The sequence below is a fragment of the Lysinibacillus sp. CNPSo 3705 genome, assembly GCF_028674935.1.
Classification (GTDB): Bacteria; Bacillota; Bacilli; order Bacillales_A; family Planococcaceae; genus Lysinibacillus.
This window is the reverse complement of the sequence record NZ_JAQZSD010000035.1, coordinates 24,354-44,679: the sequence shown is the minus strand read 5'-3', so window position 1 is coordinate 44,679 and position 20,326 is coordinate 24,354. Positions and strand designations below refer to the sequence as shown.

Genomic DNA, 20,326 nt, shown 5'->3' with positions numbered 1-20,326 from the left:
TATTTACATAATGGTGATCAATTGCCTTTTTAATCTTTTGCAGTTTATTTATTTCGTCTGAAAGTTCTTTTGATTTTTCTCTTAATAAACTCAAATAATCATTTTTTTCATACGAAGTTAACATGTCTTTAATTTGTGCGATTGAAAGATTTAAGTTTCTCAACATTAATATTTGAGCAAGTTGATAAATTTCCTTCAGAGAATATTTTCGATACCTATTATTATCCGTGAAGGATGGAAATAAGAGCCCTTTTTCTTCGTAATATCGTATTTGATGATGACTAATATCAAATATTTTAGCCAATTGATTTATTGTAATTGTTTCATCCATAATATCCCTCTTCTCTAGATAAATATAAACTTTAGGGCTAGCCTAATGTCAAACAATAAACCTAGGATAAAACAGTAATCATTGATAATAAGAGGATTGGAAGCGTTTGTAGGCATAAATTCCCTGTGATAAATCTAAAGGATTTGCGCTGTGAAGGTTATATTGGGCAAATGAATTGTGAGTTGGGCAAAAAAAGTCGGTTTGACATTAGGTCAACCCTATAGTTTATATTGATGATGTATTAAGCAGAGCGCTATAACATAAGGAGGAACATTTATGACCGAACAGTTACAATCTAAACGGATTGAAGGATTAGATTTTGCTCGAGCCTTGGCTATGTTTGGGATGCTTATAGTCAACTTTAAAATTATTATGGGAGCAACAGGAAGAGGGCCGGATTGGTTAATATGGTTTACTGAACTTTTCGAAGGAAGAGCATCTGCCACTTTTGTTACGTTGGCCGGTATCGGAGTTGCTTTGATGACAAGAAAAGCTAGAAATGGCGGAGACCTTTTTACTATTAAAGAAAATAGCTTGAAATTATCGAAACGTTCCGCTTTTCTTTTCATTTTAGGTTTACTTTTATATGTGGCGGATTGGACTGGAGATATCCTCCATTATTATGGTATTTATATGCTGATTGCATCCTTTCTTATCGTAGCTTCTACAAAGCTCATGATCTTTCTATCAAGTTTTTTTTTAATTACCTCACAAGTCTTACAAGTGAAGATGAATTATTTGAAGGGATGGCATCCAGACCAACCATTTATGGAATATCTAGATTTTTGGACTATAGAAGGTTTTATCAGAAATCTTTTGTTTAATGGGTATCACCCAGTATTCCCTTGGATCTGTTTCTTTTTACTTGGAATGATTCTTGGCAGACTGAATTTATCGGAGAAAGCAATTAGAAACAAAATGTTAATTATTTCTATATTTTCTCTCATTACTATAGAGGTACTTTCACAAGTTTTAATGCGCCTATCTCTAACGATGTTGGATGTAAACAGTGCAGAATTCTTGTTTCAAACAGGGCCAATTCCACCAAACATTTTATATATTTTATCAAATTCAGCTTCTGCAACAATCGTCATCGTTGTTTCTATTTATATTGTAGAAAAGTTTGCTAGACAATGGTTGATACAATCACTTATTCAAACAGGACAATTAACCTTAACCCATTATGTAAGCCATGTATTCATCGGTGTTGGTATATTGGCATTGTTAAATAGGTTAGAAAACCAAACGTTAGCATTTTCATTAGTATTTACACTATTGTTTTTCGTAGCGAGTATTTTATTTTCTGTTTTATGGAGCAAAAAATTTAACAGAGGACCGATTGAGTGGGTGATGAGAAAAATGACAAATTAGTCAGCAGAAGTGAATGTTTGTTTCATATGGGGAGATTCGAAAGCGTTCCCGTAATAAGCAGGAACGCTTTCTACAAAAGAAGCAGGTTATAGCGGGATTATGTTTATATACAGAATGCGAATATCTATTTTTGACGTCATACTAAATGTTGTTTGCAGGGCTAAATAATGCTCAAAATACTCGTCTCGATACGGTTTGATTTAATTTATTAAAAATTATTTTTATGTGCCTGCTAAATAGCATTTTAGAAGGCTACGGTTTTTTCATTCATTACACCCGCTTATATAATATTGTCCGATAAATACTCAACATCCTAAATTCTTCATAGTAATGTGGGCTTTCAAGGACAGCCACTAAATGGTTATCGATATTAACGGACAGACCAATGCCATTTAATAGCCTCTTTTTCAACACTTTTGACAAAATCGTTTTTCCCGTTACAATAGCCATCAATATCATTTGGATACTGCTTGGCAAGTTGGCTCTTTATTTCCCCATACTGCCTGCAAACTTCGGGATGCTCTCGAAGGTAGTCTCTAAATGCTAAGTGTCTTTCTATTTCTGCAATGTTGTTATATTGAAAAGCGTGAATTTGGTGTGTGCGATGATCGCCACCTTTCCGGAAATATCTTCTTCCTGTTATCCCGAATTCGCCCTTAACTTCGTAGCCAATCTCTTGAAATTGCTTAGAAAATGACTCCAATTTATGAATATCATTGACTACTAGTAAAATATCAATAATTGGTTTTGCTTTTAAGCCTGTAACTGATGTGCTTCCAATATGAAAACAATTCACCAATTCTTCTTGAAGGATCGCCCTAATTGAACGTTCCTCTTTCAGATAGTCGTTGCTCCATTTGTGGTTATGATCTACAACTTTTATAATCCTCATTTAATACACCCCATTCTTTGTTTTCATGCCGCTTGACAAATTTTACGCATTATTACAAAATATAAAAAATCTAATGCATTGTCAATGATGTTGTAAGAAAATAAAGGATATTTTTCTATTCTCTAAAAAAGTAGGTGTTCGTTTTTTCATGGGCAACTCTTCATCAATCTAAAGTGGAGGAAAGCAACACTCAATTTTTATTTTTGTGTTGCTTTAATTAATGCGAAATATTGAGAATCCCCTAAACCATATTGAGGAAAAGATGCAACAAGTTTCGAATGATTTCACGGTGAGAAAGATTTTGATGTGTTTGAATGTATTTTATTATTTCATTATCGCTTTGCAACAATTCTAAATACAATTTAATTTCTCTTCAATCCAATCATATTTTGAATCATGTTGTGTGTTTTTTGAATGCACCGAACTGAATTCAACGATATGGTGGACATGATGTAATATCAAGAATCTTTGTGTATGCCTTTACATTATTTCTTAGTGTGGGATTGCGAAATAAATGGAAAATAAACCATATGATAGGGCTAGATGGCCATGAAATTTGGTATTAAATAAATAAAAAGAATGAGGAGAGTAATAGGTGAAAAAAAGAAGATTGCTTATTTTTGCGATATTACTAGGTTTGTTAACATTATTTATAAGTTTTAGCCAATTTTTAAGTCCTTCATCAGAAGAAATGGGGGGAACTGAAAAGGATTTTTCATCAGAACGAGCTCTTGATTATTTAAAGGAAGTTGCAAAGGAACCACATCCAATGGGCTCTTCTGCAAATAAAAAGGTCAAAGATTATATTGTCAAATACTTTCAAGATATAGATGTGCCTGTTGAAATTCAATCGAAGCTAGTTAGAGATATTAGAGATGAGAAGTTTGCTGCGGAAATAGGTCCAGAGACTGTTGAAAATATTATTGCGAAAATCCCGGGAACTTCAGAAGATGACCATGCGATTTTATTAACAGCTCATTATGATTCTGTATCAGAGGCCCCAGGAGCTTCTGATGATGGTTACGGCGTTGTCACAATTTTGGAGACTGCAAGAGCGTTAAAACAAATGCCGGCACCTAAAAATACAATCTATTTTGTGCTAACAGACGGAGAGGAGGTAGGTTTACTTGGAGCGAGTGCTTTTAAAGATCGAACGGTTGTTTTAAATAAAATAAGTGTAATGTTAAATTTCGAAGCAAGAGGAAATAAAGGGGTACCGATTTTGTTTGAAACGAGTCCAAATGATTTAAAGTTAGTGCAATTGTATAAAGAGACCGTTCCATACCCCGTGGCTTATTCATTTGTTTCTGAAATGTATAAAAGGATGCCGAACGATACAGATTTTACTGAATTTAAAGTGACAAAAAAATTAGGGTATAATTTTGCCAATATGAATGGATTAGAGGCGTATCATACGGAGGTAGATCGTGTGGAAAATAGTGATGAGGGAACAATTCGTCACTTTGGGAGCTATGTTTTTCCTTTAGTGAAAAAGTTTATGATGATGGATGCAAAAGAGTTTAAAGTCATAGAAGAAAGTAAAAGTGATGCAATTTACTTTCCACTAATGAAAAAGATAGTAGTCGTGTACTCTCAAAAGGTAGTCATCCCATTGATGGTTGTTTTACTAGTCCTAACAGCTGCGATATTCTACTACTGCTTTAAAAAGCAAGTGATACAAATTAAGGGTTTTGTTTTAATTTTCTTTGCGATGATAGGTAGTCTTGTTGCCATTTTCATCTTCTATTTCCTTTTAGTTCATCTCTTAACTATCGTATTTTACGGTGGAATAAATGAATATAGTATGGTTATGTTTGGTACTTATGATACGACGATTCTTACGTTGATGCTCCTACTCGCTATTGTGTTCAGTTTCTTTTTTACGAAGTGGATTGCGAAAAAATGCGGTCTAGCGAATTTCGTGATGAGTACGCAGGTATTATGGATTTTGTTGGCCGTGATGACTAGTTTTACGTTCAAAGGTGTTAGTTACGCATTTACGATCCCAGCGATCATTAGTTTACTGTTGATTTTACCAATTGTATTAAAAGCGAATTGGGCTATTGGCGTATACCGTTATATAGCAGTTGGAGGATGGACAGTTCCAAGTATTCTATTACTTGCGCCAATTATGTACTTGATGTATGTTGCACAAACAATTAGTGTTGCACCTATAGTTGCAATTCTAACAGCATTAATCACATTCCCGATAGTAGCGATTGTAAATTGGTTAAAGACAGATGATGGTAAAGCATAACTGTGTTTTAAAAAAGAGGAGAAAAGTGCTTTTCTCCTTTTCTTTGTTTGATTAAAATCATTTATACTCAGCTGGGCAACCCCAAAAATTATAATTTTTTGAAGTGATCTAAGAGGCTTTCTACTTTAGCTTGAATACTTTGTTTTAATGATTCAGGCTTCACTGAAATAATAGTTTGACCGTACCATCGGGAAAACAAAGATAATGATGGCAGAGAATACAATGGATGTCACAGAAAAATATGTAGTAGGGAACAACACCTCATTGTGTATACAAAGTGCGAACTTAGAAGAAATCAAACATTTTTACAAAAGCTTGACGACAGATGAGAGAGTAAGAATTATTGTTCCGTTATCAAGTAATGTTTTTAGTAAAGCATATGGGTTACTTGAGGACCCGTTCGGTATTCAAATACAATTAATGTTTGATGATCGATTACATTAAAAAATGGTGATTCGTAGCTCCTCCTTTTTCAAAGAACGTGCAAAAAGCTGGGATGTTGTCCTAGCTTTTTTATCTACATAAAAAAAGCCACCAATGATGGTAGCTTATAAATTTATATATCCTATTGACTTGTAAATTTGAAAATCTCATCGACAGCTTTGTGATACCCACCTGATTTTTGGAAGGAGTCTTTAATATTTGCAACAGCTATATGGAAGGAAGGGGTGTTTAACACATGATTTGCAGTTTCATATAGTTGAGTTGCCGTCAAACTTTCCATTTGTAATTGAATACCTGCTCCGATAGTGGTTACCTGCTGAGCGATTAAAGGCTGATCCGCACTAAGTGGGATAACGATTAGCGGAACCCCGTTATAGAGCGCTTCATTCGTACTGTTCATGCCACCGTGTGTGATAAATAATTTAGTGTATGTTAGCAATTCGGTTTGTGGAACATAAGGTTTCACAATGAAGTTGTCAGGAATTTCTCCCAATTCATCAAGTTTTGTTTGTCCTCCAATAGACATAACAACGGTATGCTCAGTATTTCCAAATGCTTTAAAACAAAGTTTATAGAAATCAATAGCTTGATTTAAGACTGTACCGAGTGAAATGTAAATGGGGCTTTTACCTTCGATTGCAGTAAAGTCGAAATCTTCTTGTGTGGATCGTGAAGAAATGGATGGGCCTACAAATTTATAGGATTGATCAAATGCTTCTCCGTTAAGTTGAAATTCCCTCGTTGTATAAACGATTGTAAGTGGTGCGGGATTACAAAAAACTTCATAAGGTGAATGGATTTCAACGCCATATTTTTCTTTAATTTTTGCTGTTAGCTGTTGAAAATCATCGTTCACCTTTTTTAAAACTTCGGTTGGAATATTTTTTGAAAGATGTTCTAATGTTTTATCAAATGATTGTTTAGTCTCGGCAAAAGATGTACATGAACTGATTGCTGGAAGCTTAAGGATTTTGGCAAGTAAATAGCCACAGCCAAACATAGAATCGTGGATGATGTAATCAAAATGTTCTCCTTTAATCTGTTCAAGAACGCTAGGTATGACGACATCTGCAGTAAGTAAAAGTCCATTGACCCTTTCAAGTAAATGATTTCTTCCACCTGAAATAAAAGCTTTGATAAATTTTTGACCATCAAATGTGCGCACAGTCGCTCCCGTCTGCTCAATACGCTCTCGAAAAGCTTCAATCGTAAAGAACACGACCTCTTCTCCACGCGAAATTAACTCCTGCACAACGCCAATAGTTGGATTGATATGTCCTTCTGATCCACCGTTAATAAATAAAACACGTGCCAAATCTACCACTCCTTCGGTAAGATATTTTTAAGATTGTGTAAGAGTAATGGATACTGTCACATATCATTGCTTAATTATGTTAAAGCAGAATAAGTTCTTTTAGCAAGTTTAAGCATTTATCTTTTTTAGGTGGATAGCTTAAAGTGAAAGGCAGAATGGTAAAAGGAGTAAAATAGTCACTTGCTATTATACCCGTAGTCGAATTTTACACATGAATTAAAGTGTCGTATTTAATTGAAGATGTTTTGTTAAAGTATCTGTGGTTTTGAAAAATATCGCAAAAAAAGTCAAAAATTATTAATTTTTATTCGTTATGATTATAAGTGAAGAGGAGGTGAAATACCGTTGAAAAATGATTGGCTAATTCAAAAAACAATAAATTGGATTGAATCACATTTACATGAGCAAATTTCTGCCAATGATATTGATGCGGTAAGCGGATTTTCAAGATATCATTTTCACAGAGTTTTTCAAACCTCTGTTGGCATGTCTGTCACGGAATATATTCGAATGAGGCGACTTGCAAATGCTGCAAGTATACTTCTTCATACGAATGAAAGAATTATTGATATCGCGTTCTATTATCAATTTGAGTCACAAGAATCCTTTACACGAGCATTCAAAAAATTATATAGTTTGCCACCAGGGCAATACAGAAAAGTAATGAGAGCTATGAGAAAAAACAAGGAGGAATCAATAATGGAAGAAAAAATGAAAGGCTGGTTCATAAGTGGAAGTCATCCTTATAATTATGAAATAGGAACAGATCGGGAAACTGTTCATCAAGGCAAAGCATCGGGCTATTTAAAATCAAAAACGGTTCGGGATCCAGATGAATTTGCAACAATGATGCAACAATTTAAGGCAAATGAATTTAGAAATAAAAGAGTTAAACTATCGGGGTTTATTAAAACTGAAAATGTTAAACAATTTGCAGGACTTTGGATGCGAGTAGATAATGCATCGGAGGATATCCTGCAATTTGATAATATGAGTGATAGACCAATCATTGGTACAAATAGTTGGAATCAATATTCTATAGTTCTGGATGTACCAGAAAATAGTGCAATTATATCGTTCGGTATTTTACTGACAGGAAAAGGAGAAGTTTGGCTGGATGGGCTTAGTTTTGAGGTAGTTGAAAACGATATCCCTACAACCCACATTTGCTTTGAAAACCATCTTTTAGAGGAACCGACAAATTTATCATTTGAAGAATAAGGTTTTTAAAAACCTAGAGCTGTTTCGACGGCTCTTATTTTTGTTAGGAAAAGAATTACTTCAGAATCCCGTTGCTTGGTCAGAGTATCATCTGGCATCTCCAATTCTCAAATGGTATTATATGGTTATGTAGTTCGATAAAGATTTTGCATCAAAGGTAGGAGAGGAAAATGTACACGATTGGGCAAGTAGCTAATTTTTTAGGTGTATCTAGAGATACGTTGAAATTTTATGAAGAAAAGGAATTAGTAAAGCCAAAGCAAAATATGGAGAATGGATATAGAATTTATAATCGTTTTGATATTTATGATATAACAACTGTCAATTTCTATAGAGAAATTGATATTGAAATTAAAAAAATTCAGGAATTAAGAAAAAGTAAGAGTATTGAGGGGATACAATTATTATTAGAAGAGAAAGAACAAGAAGTTTTACGGGAAATAGAATATAAAAAACTTCTATTAAAAAAGCTTCAAATAGTAAAAGAAGATTGTGAGAATATTCAACAATTTTCAGGGCAATACATAGTTAAGGAAATGAAACCTCTAGAAATAAAGGGGGAAATAGAACATTATACTGCATATGATGAATATGACACTTTAAAAAAGAATGCGGACAGTTTAAAAAAAGCAGTTACGCTCACATCTTTAAGAAGAGTCATCAGCTTTAATGAAGATGGTATTATAGAAGATAAGTTTGTCATTGTAAGAAGATTGGAAGACTTGGATGAAAAAGTAGACGGTGAAATCCTATCCCATCCAAAATGTATTTATACAATAATTGAAGATGGAAGATGGTCAACTGGCGGAAAAAATATTGATCAACACGTGGAAGCTAGTTTAAGAAAAATCGCAGTAGAAAAAGGGTATGAACTTTTGGGACAAGTTTATATAAACCTATTACTGACTACTTATGAAGATGGACTTGAACGGGTATTTTTAGAGATTTATGTACCTATCAAGTGAAACTTATTAGTTCCCTCGCTTTACTGAAGAGCCATACTTTGTTCAATTTTATCAAGGGAGAGCCCTTTATATAGGGGTTCTTCCTTTTATTTGAAAAAACACTTGCGAAATTTAAAGTCATAGTGTACTATTTAACTAGTACACAGAGGGCGCGAAATGTATAGCCTGTAATCATTTATTGTAAAATGGCTCGATCATTAAGGAAGTAGAGACGATTTTGTAAATGAAGGCGAATTATAAGAAAGGTCAAATTAATGACAAAATGGATGAAGAAGGAGATACATATGAAAAGATTTACTTTATTTTTATTCATGGTGTTCACGATTGTATTGATGTGTGCTTGTTCACACGAAACAATGCCTAACGAAGAAAACAATAAAGAAAGTAAGGAAAAACCTGTTAACAATGTACTCGTTAAAATTCCTGACGATATTTTTGTTTCTAATAAAAAGAATGAAACGATTAGCGAAGAAGAAATGAAAGCCAGTATAAAAAAATATATGGATTATAGTCATGTGTTAGACAAAGAAATGCAGATAATTGTTTCTATATATGAGGATGCTTCTAAATCTGATCAGGAAAAATTACATACTTTAGTAGCTGAAGGGGAAAAGAATGATGCGAATTTCATTGATTTTATTAGTAATAATACTATCCCTGATGATTATAAAGAACCTTCAAAGACAATCTATGAATTTGTTTCATCGATCAGAAAAACGTTAATACAATTTGAAGATGAAATTGATGGGATGGTCGAAAATGGTAACCTTACAGATATATCAGATTTTGCTTCAGAGCATTTTACTAAAGCGAACGGAAGGCAGCAATTAAAAATCGAAAAATTTCTGGACGAGAAAAATATTAAAACTTCCTATTTCGATGAATAAATTGAGGTTAGGACAAAAGTAGTATAGTGTAAAACCCGAACAAATTTGCAAGACACTCAAACGGTGTTTTGCCATTTGTTCGGGTTTTCTATATATATTGCTTCATTTATTTGAAAGAAGTGTTGACCTGAGAGTAACCCCTAGGTTTAAGCTAAAGGTATTCTTAAAACGAAATTTAGTTTGAAACGGGGAATATGTATGAATAGAGAAAAGAAACTAAAAAAACCGGTAGCAAGTTTTATTTTACTAACCAATATCATTTTTTTGCCACTTTTTTGTCTTGTCGGAGCCACAAGAGTGTTAGGATTTCCTAAATGGATTTTTGATGTAACGCTCTGTATATCAGCTTGGTCCTCAACCTTTGCTTTTGCCATATTGTTTAAAAAAATCTATCCTGGGCAAAGTTTTATGCAATTTGTTAAAGATAAATTTAACAATAAGCTTAAGTTTTCGGTGATTCTTTCTGTGATGCTGATTCAAACATTTATATTTTTGATGATTGTATTTCTCGTATCGAAAAACAGTGAAGTAGACTCTGTTTTTACGATTTCTTCATGGGGAATGCTGATCTATTTCTTTTTTAAAAACCTACTTTCTGGGCCGCTAGGTGAAGAACTAGGATGGAGAGGATTCGCTCAAATGGAGCTTCAAAAGAAGCATTCGCCATTAAAAGCTTCGATTATCATTGGATTTTGGTGGGGGATGTGGCATCTTCCTATTTGGTTTACTACAGGGTATATGGGCATGGATTTACTAAAATATATACTATTCTTTATGATTGCACTTATTTCCACTAAAATCGTCATGACAGCATTTTATAACTTAAATCAAAATTTAATCATTCCAATCATCATCCACCAATTATTTAATTTCTTTATTGGCTTAATAAATGGTAACTTACTGGAACTAATCAAGTACAGCGCAATTCTTTATTCAGTAGTAGCGGTTTTACTTATCGTGATCAATCCAAAAAACGTATTGTATGGAAAAGAAGATACAAAAATTGTTAATGGAAAGCATTACATGGTTTAGAAAAAGAGGATAAGTGATCATCAAAAATTTGTCATGAACTTTCTGCCTCGACATTGAAAATATAACTGTCATTACTAAATCCATTCAGAACCTTTATGGTAAGGATGGCTATTTAAATAAAATTATGTTTAGATCACGACTTGAAATAAAGTACCAAACTTTGTGCGTCCAAACCGATTTTCAGAGTAGCTTGGCTGTCATTTGAAAAACAATGATAGCATTTTTGTTGATGAGGTAGGGCGTACATCACAGGAAAATGTTTTGCAGTGTGGGAGACAGCTAAAGATCAGTCTTCATTAATAGATACAATGGCAGTTGTTTTTGCTCTATTGTGGACATTAAAGGTCTTTAATGTGTGATGAAAGGGAGAGTAGGGTCTAATAATAATTTTAAGCATATTATAACTTCAAGATTTTTATTTTCACAAGGGAGGAAAAGAATTATGTCGATTGTTCATGTAACAACAAAGAAAGAATTAAGAGAACAATTAAAAACTAAAAAAATTGTGTTATTAAATTTTTGGGCCGAGTGGTGCGGCCCATGTAAAATGCTTGCAGGGGTTCTTAATCAACTCAGTGAAGAATTCAGTGGTAAGATAAAAATTATAAAGGTAAATGTAGAAAAAAGCCCAGATATTGCAGCAGAATATAAGGTAATGGGAATTCCTTATTCTCGTTTGTTTATTCACAATAAATCATCTGAACCCATCATTGGATATGTCCCTTTTGAACAACTCAAGCAGATGATTGGTATTTGATGTATGGAATTTTGATTGAAGTATCGGCATAATAGATCTTTCTTGGTGGAACTTATAACAAAGAAAGGCTGCCAATAATAACATTAAACCGATGACGTATCAATATTTGTAGTGAGGCGTTAGATGAAGGTATCTTGAATCTGTTTTATTATTTACCAGTTCATGTTATAATAAATAGCTTAAGGTAATGAAAGAAGTTCCTTATAACTGAACGGATGCTAGAAAAGCCTCCGCATGAGATAAAATATAGAGGTGTAAGAGATTGAATAAAAAATGGACGATTGATAAAATTAAAGAATTTGTAGAGAATAATTCAGAAAGTAAGTTACTAACGACTGAATATCACGGTTTCTCTCAAAAATTACTATTAAAATGTGCATGTGGTAGCAATTTTGAAAAAACATTTACAAAATTTAAAAATAAAAATCAACGTAAATGTGAAGTTTGCCAACCACCAAAAGAATCACGCTAATTATGATACGATTGATTAGCTATACGTATTACTACAGATAAAAAAGAGCAAATGCTACAGCTAAAAAAATATATTAAAAGTGAGTAGGAGAACAAACATGATAGAGATAAAAACATCTCCTTTAAGTGATGGAGAATTCAATAGAGGGGTATTTGCAACATGTGATATCAAAAAAGGAGAGCTTTTACACGAAGCACCTGTTATTTCTTATCCAAACGAACAGCACCAATACATTGAGCAAACTTTACTCGGTGATTATGCTTTTGAATATGGAATCGGTCAATCAGCCATCCTTCTTGGTTATGGAATGTTGTTTAACCATTCTTATGAACCTAATGCAACTTATGAGATTAATTTTAAAAATCGCACATTTGACTTCTTTGCTTACACAGATATAAAAGCTGGAGATGAAATTCTTATCAATTATAATGGCGACGTTGATGATAAAGAGCTACTATGGTTTGATCAGGAATAAAAAGAATTTAAAATAAATCAGGGCGTTAATCCAACAAGGATTGACGCTTTTTTTTTGAGGTTATTGCAAGTAATTTAACTTAGGGTTCTTCATGGCAATAAAAACCCCGAAAGGAATATTGAAATCTGTTGCTTATGTAATTATCGGTGGTCTAGTTAATATTGATTAAAGAAAATCGCTAATATTTTAAAAGTGTCTTCTTTAATTAACGAGGTTCTTTACTTGAAGATCATCAGCTCTTTTTTCTTTATTGAACTAACGGTGCAGGATATTTGAACAAGCAAGTTGTATTATATATTGGAATTGAAAGAAAAGTGAGGAGGGTTTTTCTTGATTTTGAAATCTGAAATATTAACATTTAGAAATACCGAATTAAAGGATATAGATTTTGTTTGTAGCTTAGAATCAAATGAAGAAAATGCAAAATTTATCATCCCATGGTCTAAAGAAAAGCATGAAAAGGCAATCGAAAATACTGATATATTACACTTGATTGTAGAAGGTGGGAAAGGAAATCATCCAGTAGGCTATATGATTATTGCTGGATTAGAGAATCCTGATTTAAGCATCGAGCTTGTAAGGATTACTATTAGGGATAAAGGAAAGGGTTATGGGAAGGAATCAATCAGACTTATTAAAGAATTGGTATTTACGAAACATAATGCTAATCGTCTATGGTTAGATGTAAAAGTAAACAATTTGCGTGCCTTTAATCTTTACAAAAAACAAGGATTTGTCGTTGAGGGAACATTAAGGGAATGTATAAAAAATGATAAAGGTTTCGAGTCTTTATATATTATGTCTATATTAAAGAATGAATTTGAAAAAAGTAATCAAGGCTAATGTATTACTTCACGATAGGGGTGCCTTACTTGAAAAAAATTGAGTTGCATATGCAGCTCTTTTTTCTTTATGAACAACACAGGATAGTTGGAAAAGAGATTTATTGACAATAATTACAATTTTATATAAAGTGTTAAAAAATTCTAAATGTATCAAGCGTTGATGAGAAGTAATTAAGAGATTATTTACAGAGAGCTCCTATTTGCTGAAAAGGAGTAATAGTGATCTTAATGAAAAAAGCCTCTGACATCTTACCATTAACTGAAAAAAATAGGATCGTGAGACGGGTTCTGACAATATTAAGTAGGGTAAGAGGTTTATATGGTGACATATCAATAAACTAAGGTGGTTCTAGTCTTCAAGATGAATGTCTTAGGAAGGAGAGGTTTTTGTTGTAATTTTTATTTATCTAGAAATTGATTTGAAAGGGGAAAATGAAATGTATAATCCTTTACTATTAGATATTCCAACACAATTAACAACAGAAAGGTTAATTCTTCGTGCTCCAAATTATTCTGGAGACGGAAATATTGTTAGCCAAGCAATTAGAGATTCCTTTACTGAATTAAAAGCGTGGATGCCCTTTGCTCAAGAAATTCCTAGCATTGAAGAAACAGAGATTAACCTAAGAAATGCTTATATCAACTTTTTAAAAAGAGAAAGCTTTCGTTTTCTTATCTTTCATAAGGAAACTGATGAATTTATTGGAGTAGCGAGCTTTCAGGGGGTTGATTGGGATATTCCAAAATGTGAAATTGGATACTGGATTAATTCAACTTTTAGTGGAAATGGATATATGACAGAAGCTATAAAAGAGTTAATTAATTTCGGATTAAATCAAATCTTATTCAGAAGAATTGAAATTAGGTGTGAATCAACAAATTATAAGAGTCGTTCCATTCCAGAAAAACTCGGATTTAAGTTAGAAGGAACACTAAGGAATGAGGATTTGTCAGCAGATGGATGTCGATTAACAGACACTTGCATTTATTCAATAATAAAATAACTTTGTGAATAAGTTCACTTAAACTAGGAATGGATTGTTTTGTAGAATGAGCTAATTTCATAAATTTAATCCCTTTAGTATTAAGGGTTCTAAAACAATAAAAAGAAGAGCCAGAGCGACGGAAAGAAGAAGCGAAGTGACGGAAAGAAATTCGAGCGACGGAAAGAAGAGCCAGAGCGACGGAAAGAAGAACCAGAGCGACGGAAGGAAGAGTCGAAGTGACGGAAAGAAATCCGAGCGACGGAAGGAAGAGTCAAAGCGTCGGAAAGTAGAGCCAGAGCGACGGAAAGAAGAGTCGAAGTGACGGAAAGAAATCCGAGCGACGGAAGGAAGAGTCAAAGCGATGGAAAGAAGAGGCGAAGTGACGGAAAGAAGAACCAGAGCGACGGAATATCCGCAACGAAGGAGAGTATCTTGGATTTGATGAGCATTTCAGACCGACATGTGTACGTAAACATAGCTACTGTTACGACAGCTTCGATGAAAAGTATCGGACACTAAAATTCGCAAGGCCAAAGGAATGTGTAACCTGTCCGTTTCGTGATGATTCACTCTGTCAGAAGGTAATCAAGTGTAACAATGATTTACGGTTATAATATGGCTAAATCCATAAAATAAGCCACTGGCAATGCTGGTATCTTTTTATTATATTAATCGTCCCTTTGTTAATACTAGAATTTGAATACAGGATAAGAAACTATGGAGGTATGAAATATGAAGATCAAAAGAATAGATCATGTGGGTGTAATCGTAAATAATCTCTCTGCCGCTAAAGAGTTTTTTCTCGATTTTGGACTTGAGGTGAAAGGGGAGTGGGAAATGGAAGGAGAGTTAATGGGATATGCAGTTGGGTTGAATGACGCTAAAGTAGCGTGTGTAGGATTGGGAACGACAGACGGTCAGACATGGATAGAGCTAATTAAATTTTATACACCGTCAGATGAAAAAGATATTCAGCAACCCTTTGCAAATACACTGGGTCTCCGACATATTGCATTTACTGTTGAAGATATTGAAGCTGTTGTTGCCAAATTGAAAAAGAAGGGTACGGATATCTTTAGTGAGATACAGCAATATGAAGAAAGTTATAAATTATGCTACGTTCGTGGTCCAGAGGGAATTATTTTGGAGTTGGCTGAGGAAATTAGCGTTGATTAAAAATTATTGAGTATATAAGCTGCTCTTTTTCATTTATTGAACTACCAAAAACAATTAGTTCAATAAATGGATTTGTTGCGTAGGTTTATTATGTAGATGGAAGATGAATAATATCCAATTATAGGATAAACCTTTTTACAAGAAATATTTATTTAATAATATCCAGTTTCTAATTTCTTTCCATAGAATGCGCTACATAGAGGCTAACGAGGTGTCTTACTTGAAGATCATTAAGTTGCATAGGTAGCTCTTTTTTTATTAATGAACGAACGGAGCAGCGTAGCTCTTTGAAAAAGGTAAATATTATCATTTTGTAGTATTATGAATGTACTTATAGAAGGGTGGGGTGAGTTTAGCTGAGTAAAATAAAGCATAGTACTAAGTTAGATTTAGAGAGAATAATTTTCATTGGGAGAACTTTTGAAGAGTATTTGGATATGTTCTCCCTTTCAGAAGAAGAACTCCGAGGAAAGAAAATACTTGATTGTCCAGCAGGAGCTTGTTCATTTACGGCCATTGGCAACAAATTAGGTTTCGATGTAATCGCTTGTGACATTGCCTATTATCATTCTGGTGAAGACCTAAAAAATAAAGGTCTTCGAGATATTGAACACGCAATGAAGCATATGGAAGAAGCTAAAACCAACTATAAATGGGACTATTTCAAGGATATAGAAGGTCTTAGAAAATTTCGTTTAACGGCTTTACAAGATTTTGATAATGATATGAAAAAATCGAGTGAAAGATATGTTCCTGTTAAATTGCCTACTTTGCCATTTAAGAATAATGAATTTGAGATTCTTCTCTCAGCACATTTTTTATTTATGTACGCAGATAGGTTAGATTATCAATTTCACTTAGAAACGCTAAACGAGCTGTTGAGGGTTACAAAAGAGGAAGTTCGTATTTTTCCTTTAGTTGATTTAGAGGGAAAAAGGTATCAGCATCTAGACAAAATAGTAAATTATCTTGCTGACAATAACTGTACAGTTGAAGAAGTGAAAGTTCCATATGAATTTCAAGAAAATGCTAATTCGATGTTGAAGATAAAAAAGGGGAGAACGGACTTTTTGAAATGAATACAGATGGTTGAAGAAGGCTCATTTTTATAATACTCCATTTTGATCAAATTTTTTCAAAATGGAGTTTTTTGCATTTTTGAATCTAAAATCTAGTAAATCAATGGGGATTCATCTGTTTTGTTATTTCGTTAATTTGAAAAGTAATAATAGTCCATTAAAAAATAAACAACGAACGAAGGTGGCTTTTCTTATCTTAGATGCGATAGTTAGGGGATTGGGGTGAGAGGTAGCTGATCGATAAAATTTGCTGATGTCCAAATCTTCTGTTGATTTTTCACAAAGGGTTATGTCACAATATATGGGTGGGGTTATATCCCAATTTTTTCTACGAAAGGAGATGTTTGTAATGACAACTTATATGGTATTGGTGGTTTTAGCTTAACCGAAAATCGGGCATAGTAAATTCCAATCTTTAATTAAAACTTGGAATGAGAGCAACCGGGTGGATTACCCGTGTTTTTTGCTATGCCGTAAACAGTAACCTTTCGTGAATACTGCTGTTAGCGGGATACGATGAAGGTCGTATTCCTTTTTGATTTTAGTCGACTTTTGACTTTTATCCGCGAAACAGCAGCTTCTTAGGAGGCTGCTTGTTCGCGGTATTTTTTTGCCCAAAAACAACTTTAGGAGAGGATCGGTTCAATGATTGATTTGAAACAATTCGGCTATATCGAAGTCGAATCGCCGCCGATAGGTTTAATACCTGGAAGGGTTACGGAATTACAGCGAGAGCAATATACCGTCATCACCGAACGAGGAGAAGTGACGGCTGTATTGAAGGGCACTTTCTATCACACCGCGGTGACGCGGGAGGATTTTCCGTGCGTTGGCGATTTTGTATTTCTGAAATACAACGAAAACGGTGCTTCGCGCATTGCCAAACTGCTGCCTCGCCGCTCGAAATTTTCCCGCGCTGACTATTCGGGACATGCAGCAGGGTATGTCAAAACAATACTGGAGCAAGTCGTAGCAACGAATTTTGATTACGTATTTATCATGTCGTCCTTAAACTGGGATTTCAAGGTCAGCCGCATCATGCGCTATCTGACACAGGCACGGCAGAGCAGCGGCCAACCTGTCGTAATTTTAACAAAAGCCGACTTGGCCACGGATTTCAGCGCATCGATAGCTGAAGTTCAGAAAGCTGCTCCTGATGTGCCAGTACATGCAGTTTCCAGCCATACCAGGGATGGTTTAGACGGGTTGAACGAATATCTGCAACCAGGAAAAACCGTGGTATTACTCGGTATGTCTGGTGTGGGAAAATCTTCGTTGCTAAACGCTTTAATGAATCAGGAGGTGATGACTGTCAAGGCTATCCGCGAGGCCGACAGTCGGGGCCGGCACACAACAACGCATCGCCAGCTGTTCATGCTCCCTTCCGGTGCGATGGTTATTGATACACCTGGTATGCGTGAACTTGGGCTGTTTGATGCAGACGACGGGATTAGCGCAGGATTTAACGATGTGGAGGAATTATTCACACAGTGTCGCTTCAATGACTGCCGCCACCAGACGGAGCCTGACTGCGCAGTTCTTGCAGCTCTTGCTGATGGTTCATTGGCACCAGAGCATTGGGAGCGTTACCTTGTACAGAAGCGGGAAAACAAATTTGTGGATGATAAATCGGGGTATCTCATAGATAAACGGGCGTGGCAAAAGTCGATTGCTATGCGACATAAGGATAAAAAGGGAGGATACAAGAAATGAACAACAATAATGAAAAGTTTGTAAAGCCCGAAATACTGACGCTTGTTTTAAATAAAATGCTCGACAAGACGATAATCCACGCAGATTATCAACTTAAAGAGTTGCAAGGCGGGACAATAGGAATTGTTCAGCTTGTAACAGGCATGGCTGAAACTTCTGAAGGCGAACATGTGCCATATAAGATAGTTTGGAAAACACAGAAAAAATTTGAGCGTTATGGTGATCCGGATTCATGGCGTAGGGAATACGACCTCTATACATCAGATTTTAAAAAGATATTCTTTGACTCGTTCCGTTGGCCGGAGTGTTATCACGCCGAAATAAATGGTGATGAGATTCAACTGTGGATGGAATATATTGATGGTGTGTCAGGCTTAAATCTAACTTCGGAAATGTATGAACATATAGCTGAGGAATTGGGGCGATTCCAAGGCAAGTTGTACACTGAACGACCAAAATTGTTGCAAAATTTATCCAATTTAAGCAAGGTTGAGTATATGAAAAACTACTATCAGCATTATCGATCATGGAATGTTTTGTATGATTATATACGCTCCGATGACTGTGAAATCCCGAAGCACTTGTGTAAAATGCTCATAGACTTAGATAACAATGCGAGGGAAATATTCAGTCGAATTGAAAAGCTACCAGTAGTGCTTTGCCACAGAGATTTTTGGGTGGCCAACATATTCTATTCGGACAGTAAAATCGTACTTATCGATTGGGATACCGCCGGATGGGGGTACATGGGCGAGGATATCGCCAGTTTAATAACGGATGAAGCGGATGTTAGTCATATGCTTGAATACTACCAAAAATGCATTCCGGCATATTACAGGGGTTTTTCGGAATATGCGGATGTGTCCCATATATCCGATCATTGTATCTATGAACTAATTCTTGCTATGTTCGGATACAGGCTCGTGGAGTGGTATAAATTCGCTAAATCGCCCGAAGATAAATCATTGCACCTTAATACCTTACAAAAAATCTATGAGATGAGAAATTTATAATAAAAAACTGAATGTATCTTTAATATATGGAATTTAACAATTTTAAAATAAGAAAGTAGAGAAAATAAATGAAAACAACAAATTATCCTTTAATGAATAATTTGAGTTTTGTTTATTATTTCTCCTATGTATTTCTTAGAACTAAAGGTTACAAAACCATTTGGTAGAATTATCCTATTTTGAGAATTATAGAAATGTACAGGGTATGTGTGAAAGTGGCTCGTCTTAGGAGAGGAGATAAAAAAATGATTGAATTACGAAAAATAACAAGGGATAACATAGATGAAGTAATAGCGCTTGAAGTTGGGGAAAACCAGAAAGACTTTATAGAAACTACTAACCTCAGAAGCTTTGCAGACGCTCATGTGTTGAACGCAGACGGGGTACCAGCGACTCCTTTTGCTATTTATGCCGATGAAGTTGTCGTTGGATTTTTGATGTTTATTTATGATACGTTGGATCACGAATCATTTGAAAATGAAGTTTTTTACGGGAAGAAGTGTTATTTTATTTGGCATATTATGATCGAAAAGAGTTATCAGGGGAAAGGATATGGCAAACTAGCCTTTGAAAAAATGTTGATGGATATTGAAACTATGCCATATGGGGAAGCAGAATATGTAGCCCTCTTTTATCGAACAAGTAATATCAAAGCTAAAACATTATACGCTTCATTTGATTTCGTAGATACAGGCATCATTCAGGATAATTCGATGTTGGCGATGAAAAATCTAGATACGAAAATAACAGAATCCTTAGTAAAATAGGATCTCTCGGAAAAAAATGTCGAAGAAAAAACCGATTATATAATATTTATATCGATCGGGCGCGATTGATCATAATCTTTTAAGAGATTCATTTTTTATATCAAACTTAAATCTGCTAAGTGAGAATCCATTTTGATCAATCTTTGTTCAAAGTGGATTCTTTTTATTTAAATGAAAATTGCAGGCTTGCGAGGGTGTTTTGAATAGGGGCGCGAAATGCTAACTGTAAGATCAGCCTGACAGACGATTTTTGATTTCTTCTGATAAAGGTATCTTATATAAACTGCAACTGTATTGAATGTACAATGTATGAACTACAGAACAAATG

General features: G+C 34.6%; 19 protein-coding genes and 2 pseudogenes. 18 read left to right on the top strand and 3 right to left on the bottom strand.

All coding sequences use genetic code 11. From position 1 onward, the window contains the following. The coding region (locus PVA17_RS15485) for a helix-turn-helix domain-containing protein (protein WP_274068186.1) at positions 1–331 on the bottom strand (331 nt) is incomplete at its 3' end. Between the two features lie 276 nt (positions 332–607). On the opposite strand from PVA17_RS15485, the gene PVA17_RS15480 reads away from it, so the two are divergent. Further along, the gene (locus PVA17_RS15480; protein WP_132358535.1) at positions 608–1,702 is read left to right on the top strand and encodes a DUF418 domain-containing protein; all 1,095 of its coding nucleotides are present in this window, start codon (positions 608–610) and stop codon (positions 1,700–1,702) included. A gap of 370 nt (positions 1,703–2,072) precedes the next feature. On the opposite strand, the gene PVA17_RS15475 is transcribed toward PVA17_RS15480, so the two are convergent. Further along, the gene (locus PVA17_RS15475) at positions 2,073–2,594 is read right to left on the bottom strand and encodes a GrpB family protein (RefSeq protein ID WP_274068185.1); all 522 of its coding nucleotides are present in this window, start codon (positions 2,592–2,594) and stop codon (positions 2,073–2,075) included. Positions 2,595–3,189: 595 nt separating this feature from the next. Here PVA17_RS15475 and PVA17_RS15470 point away from each other — a divergent pair. Next, on the top strand, positions 3,190–4,851 hold the full coding sequence (locus tag PVA17_RS15470; RefSeq protein WP_274068184.1) for a M28 family peptidase: 1,662 nt from the start codon (positions 3,190–3,192) through the stop codon (positions 4,849–4,851). Positions 4,852–5,037: 186 nt separating this feature from the next. Beyond that, positions 5,038–5,295, top strand: a pseudogene (locus PVA17_RS15465) (VOC family protein); the annotation flags it as partial. Positions 5,296–5,416: 121 nt separating this feature from the next. Here PVA17_RS15465 and PVA17_RS15460 read toward each other — a convergent pair. Next, positions 5,417–6,610 (bottom strand): macrolide family glycosyltransferase, encoded by a 1,194-nt coding sequence (locus PVA17_RS15460; RefSeq protein WP_132358525.1) that lies wholly within the window; start codon positions 6,608–6,610, stop codon positions 5,417–5,419. A gap of 345 nt (positions 6,611–6,955) precedes the next feature. Between PVA17_RS15460 and PVA17_RS15455 the strand changes: the two genes are divergently transcribed. From PVA17_RS15455 to PVA17_RS15385, 15 genes and pseudogenes are all read left to right on the top strand, one after another. Continuing rightward, positions 6,956–7,831 (top strand): helix-turn-helix domain-containing protein, encoded by an 876-nt coding sequence (locus PVA17_RS15455; protein WP_274068183.1) that lies wholly within the window; start codon positions 6,956–6,958, stop codon positions 7,829–7,831. A gap of 170 nt (positions 7,832–8,001) precedes the next feature. Beyond that, positions 8,002–8,796 carry a MerR family transcriptional regulator gene (locus PVA17_RS15450; RefSeq protein ID WP_132358521.1) on the top strand — a complete coding sequence of 265 codons (795 nt, stop codon included), beginning with the start codon at positions 8,002–8,004 and terminating at the stop codon, positions 8,794–8,796. A gap of 284 nt (positions 8,797–9,080) precedes the next feature. Continuing rightward, a complete protein-coding gene (locus tag PVA17_RS15445; protein WP_274068182.1) occupies positions 9,081–9,683 on the top strand; it encodes an NDxxF motif lipoprotein in 603 nt (200 codons plus the stop codon). Between the two features lie 198 nt (positions 9,684–9,881). Next, a complete protein-coding gene (locus PVA17_RS15440; RefSeq protein WP_274068181.1) occupies positions 9,882–10,715 on the top strand; it encodes a CPBP family intramembrane glutamic endopeptidase in 834 nt (277 codons plus the stop codon). Between the two features lie 442 nt (positions 10,716–11,157). Next, on the top strand, positions 11,158–11,472 hold the full coding sequence (locus tag PVA17_RS15435; RefSeq protein ID WP_132358515.1) for a thioredoxin family protein: 315 nt from the start codon (positions 11,158–11,160) through the stop codon (positions 11,470–11,472). Between the two features lie 262 nt (positions 11,473–11,734). Next, complete coding sequence (locus PVA17_RS15430; protein ID WP_132358513.1) at positions 11,735–11,944, top strand: hypothetical protein; 210 nt, start codon at positions 11,735–11,737, stop codon at positions 11,942–11,944. 97 nt (positions 11,945–12,041) lie between these two features. Further along, a complete protein-coding gene (locus PVA17_RS15425) occupies positions 12,042–12,419 on the top strand; it encodes an SET domain-containing protein (protein ID WP_132358511.1) in 378 nt (125 codons plus the stop codon). Between the two features lie 330 nt (positions 12,420–12,749). Beyond that, on the top strand, positions 12,750–13,262 hold the full coding sequence (locus PVA17_RS15420) for a GNAT family N-acetyltransferase (RefSeq protein ID WP_274068180.1): 513 nt from the start codon (positions 12,750–12,752) through the stop codon (positions 13,260–13,262). 439 nt (positions 13,263–13,701) lie between these two features. Beyond that, the gene (locus PVA17_RS15415; protein ID WP_274068179.1) at positions 13,702–14,268 is read left to right on the top strand and encodes a GNAT family N-acetyltransferase; all 567 of its coding nucleotides are present in this window, start codon (positions 13,702–13,704) and stop codon (positions 14,266–14,268) included. Positions 14,269–14,657: 389 nt separating this feature from the next. Next, a pseudogene (locus PVA17_RS15410) lies at positions 14,658–14,858 on the top strand (IS5/IS1182 family transposase); the annotation flags it as partial. 124 nt (positions 14,859–14,982) lie between these two features. Further along, the gene (locus PVA17_RS15405; protein ID WP_274068178.1) at positions 14,983–15,426 is read left to right on the top strand and encodes a VOC family protein; all 444 of its coding nucleotides are present in this window, start codon (positions 14,983–14,985) and stop codon (positions 15,424–15,426) included. 356 nt (positions 15,427–15,782) lie between these two features. Further along, positions 15,783–16,505 (top strand): SAM-dependent methyltransferase, encoded by a 723-nt coding sequence (locus tag PVA17_RS15400; protein WP_274068187.1) that lies wholly within the window; start codon positions 15,783–15,785, stop codon positions 16,503–16,505. A gap of 645 nt (positions 16,506–17,150) precedes the next feature. Next, positions 17,151–18,218, top strand: a complete 1,068-nt coding sequence (rsgA, locus tag PVA17_RS15395; protein ID WP_274068177.1) for a ribosome small subunit-dependent GTPase A — start codon at positions 17,151–17,153, stop codon at positions 18,216–18,218. Beyond that, the gene (locus PVA17_RS15390) at positions 18,215–19,231 is read left to right on the top strand and encodes an aminoglycoside phosphotransferase family protein (protein ID WP_274068176.1); all 1,017 of its coding nucleotides are present in this window, start codon (positions 18,215–18,217) and stop codon (positions 19,229–19,231) included. The genes rsgA and PVA17_RS15390 overlap by 4 nt, the downstream gene beginning before the upstream one ends. A gap of 245 nt (positions 19,232–19,476) precedes the next feature. Beyond that, the gene (locus PVA17_RS15385; protein ID WP_274068175.1) at positions 19,477–19,998 is read left to right on the top strand and encodes a GNAT family N-acetyltransferase; all 522 of its coding nucleotides are present in this window, start codon (positions 19,477–19,479) and stop codon (positions 19,996–19,998) included. Positions 19,999–20,326 lie beyond the last annotated feature (328 nt).